Below are 2,919 nucleotides of genomic sequence, written 5' to 3' on the forward strand. Positions count from 1 at the left end.
CAGGGCCCGCGCTGGCGTGTGGACGCGTGACTAGTGCGTGAGTGCGTGAGTGCGTCAGTGCGTGAGTGCGTGAGTGCGTCAGTGCGTGAGTGCGTGAGTGCGTCAGTGCGTGAGTGCGTGAGTGCGTGAGTGCGTGAGTGCGTGAGTGCGTGAGTGCGTGAGTGCGTGAGTGCGTGAGGGGTGTCCGGAATGTCATCCTGAAGGAGCGGCCATGCCCAAGCCGTGGCCGCTCCATACCGTGCAGCGACTGAAGGATCCGCCACACACGCCGCTCTCAGCGCCCGCAGCAGCCCAAACCCGAGTGCCTCGAGCGACCTCGACCCCGAAATCCGGCTCTCCGATGACAATCCCCAACGCAGCCGCGGAGGGAGCCCCGATGTGGGAAGAGGTCCCCGAGTGCGGCGCCTGCGGATCGGACCGCTGGCGGGCCGCGGGCGAGGTGTGCGGAAAGCGTTTCGCCCGCTGCGGTCAGTGCGGCATCGTGCGGCTGTACGACCGCGTGGCGGCGAGCCAGCTGCACCGGCTGTACGCGGGGTACTATCCGGGCGAGGACCCGTCGCCCGAGGAACTGCGGAGCCAACTCGCGAATCCCACCTTCGCGCACCGCCGCATTCGGCTGGAGGCAGCGGCGCTCCCGTCGCGCCGCATCTTCGAGGTGGGGTGCGGCGACGGCCACTTCCTGGCGTACCTGCGCGGACATGGATGGCAGGTGCACGGCTCGGAGTACGATCCCGACACGGTGTCGCTGGTCCGCCGGCGCCACGGCATCGAGCTCTTTGCGGGCGACGTGGTGGGCGGGACCCCGGCGGGCGCCCCGTTCGACGTGATCGCGGCGTATCACGTTCTGGAGCACGTGTACCGCCCCGCCGAGTGGCTCCGCGCGTTGAGGCGGATGATCGCTCCGGGAGGCATCATCCACCTGCAGGTGCCCAACCACGGCTCGCTCACCCGCAGGCTGACCGGCGCCGCGTGGGCGTCGGTGATGTTTCCGCAGCACGTGTACTTCTACTCGCCGCGGACGCTTTCTGCGCTGCTGCGGCGTGAGGGATTCGTGCCGCTGTCGACGACCACGTGGGACCCGTGGCACGGGCCGGGAGCCGTCGCGGGCTCGCTCGTGAACGTCGTCCGGCGGGGCACGGGGCGCGGGCTGCCGTGGTCGGACGCGCTGGGAGTGGGGGATCGGGTGGAGGCATCCGCCGCCGTGGAGGCGACGGCGTCGCGTCGTCCACGGCTCGTGCGGCGGGTGGTGGACGGGGTGGCCGCGCGGGTTGCGCGCGCGGAGGCGCGTGCGGGCGCGGGGGCAGTCGTGGACGTGATCGCACGCGTGGGCTCAACGCGCGCGGGGTAGTCAAAAGAGCGCGGCTTGATTAACTTCGTCCGCTGTTCCGCCACCTTAGCTCAGCTGGTAGAGCACTCGATTTGTAATCGAAAGGTCGTCGGTTCGATCCCGACAGGTGGCTTTCTGGATGGACGGCCGCGGATTGCGGACCAGCCGGGATTTCATTAGTTTTGTGTTCACTGGCGCCCACGCGCCGGTGTTTTGCGGGAGTAGCTCAGTTGGTAGAGCGTCAGCCTTCCAAGCTGAATGTCGCCGGTTCGAGCCCGGTCTCCCGCTCTGGTGAAGTCGAAGCCCCGGCCCTGTTCAGGTGCCGGGGCTTCGATGTTTCAGGCCCGAACCGCAGGGATGCGCATCCTCGATCCCCGGTCGCGCGGCGCTAGCAGGGTTTCGGCCGGTCCTGGTGGAGAGGTCCTGGTGAGTCGGCCGGAGTTGCCGGGAACACATGGAGTCTGCTACCTTCGCATCATACGATTCCACGTGCTTCCTCGCCCGACCAGCCCTCGCCGGACTTGGCAACGTCTCGTGTAGGGCCGCCTCGTTGTAGTCCACCGCCGGACCAACCCGCGTGCGAGCACGGGCACGGGCACGGTCGTCGTTCGATCTGCCGGGAAACTGGAATCCCCCTGCCTCCCGCCCAAGCTTCTCCGTTCCCATCGATGATGCGTTTCCCAGCCCTGATCGTCCTCTGCACCTTGCTGACCGCGTCGGCCTGCAAGGAATTCACCGGGTCCGACGAGCCTCGCGTCGCGAGCGTTGCGATGAGCCAGGACAGCCTCGTGGTCGCCGTTGGGGCATCGGCGCAGGTGAGCGCATCTCCCCAGGACGGTGCCGGCCAGGCCGTGGCCGGGGTCGCCGTGGCGTGGACCAGTTCGGATACCCTGGTGGCCACGGTGTCGCAGTCGGGGCTCGTGGCCGGACGCGCCCAAGGACAGGCCACCATCACGGCCAAGGCCGGGTCGCGGCGTGGTACGACGCGGGTGCGGGTTGCGTATCAGCCCACCCTGCGCATCGTCTCCGGGACGGGCGGCACGGACACGGTCCAGCACCGCCGGGAGCCGCTGGTCGTCGAGGTGCGTGACAGCGTCGGGGCGCCCGCGCGAGGCGTAGCCGTGTGGTTCGCAGCCATGATGCTGTCGCCCGCGCCGGGGTGCGCCGCACTCCAGCCCACCGGCTGCCACTCGAGCCCAGGCGTGGTGCTGGGCAGCAACGAGTGGGTGTCGGCGGTGGTCGAGACCGACATGCAGGGACGTGCCGCGGTGCCGGTACGGATGGGGACGGTGGCCGGGCCGACGGAAGTGGAGATTTCCGTGTACAAGTTCGGCCTGTCGCAGATCGCGCCGTTCACCGCGGCACCGGGAGCGCCCGCGCGGATCGTTCGCGCGCCGGCGGATACCGCGCTGTACGTGGGAGCGTCGTTCGTCCCGCGGACCACCACGCTGGACCGGTGGGGGAACGTGCCCTCCGTTGCGGTGGCCGTCACGTTCTCTCCCGCCGACGCCGGGGTGGCGGTCGCGGGCGACGCCGTGAGCGCCGTCGCCATCGGCCGCAGCAAAGTCGTGGTGCGGGCGGGCGCGGCCGCC

General features: G+C 69.8%; 2 protein-coding genes and 2 tRNA genes. All 4 read left to right on the forward strand.

The features are described 5' to 3' along the window. The first annotated feature begins 376 nt into the window (after window positions 1-376). Window positions 377-1,348, forward strand: coding sequence for a class I SAM-dependent methyltransferase (locus VIB55_RS16965; RefSeq protein WP_331877856.1), 972 nt, complete (start codon window positions 377-379; stop codon window positions 1,346-1,348). A 39-nt stretch (window positions 1,349-1,387) separates the two neighbouring features. After that, window positions 1,388-1,460: transfer RNA gene (locus VIB55_RS16970), tRNA-Thr, on the forward strand. A gap of 82 nt (window positions 1,461-1,542) precedes the next feature. Next, a tRNA-Gly gene (locus VIB55_RS16975) sits at window positions 1,543-1,615 on the forward strand. A 383-nt stretch (window positions 1,616-1,998) separates the two neighbouring features. Then, the coding region (locus VIB55_RS16980; protein ID WP_331877857.1) for an Ig-like domain-containing protein at window positions 1,999-2,919 on the forward strand (921 nt) is incomplete at its 3' end.

Source organism: Longimicrobium sp., assembly GCF_036554565.1.
Lineage (GTDB): Bacteria > Gemmatimonadota > Gemmatimonadetes > Longimicrobiales > Longimicrobiaceae > Longimicrobium.

Excerpts from the sequence above, each read along its gene's own strand:
- VIB55_RS16965 (WP_331877856.1), top strand. The coding sequence starts at position 377 with ATGTGGGAAGAGGTCCCCGAGTGCGGCGCCTGCGGATCGGACCGCTGG.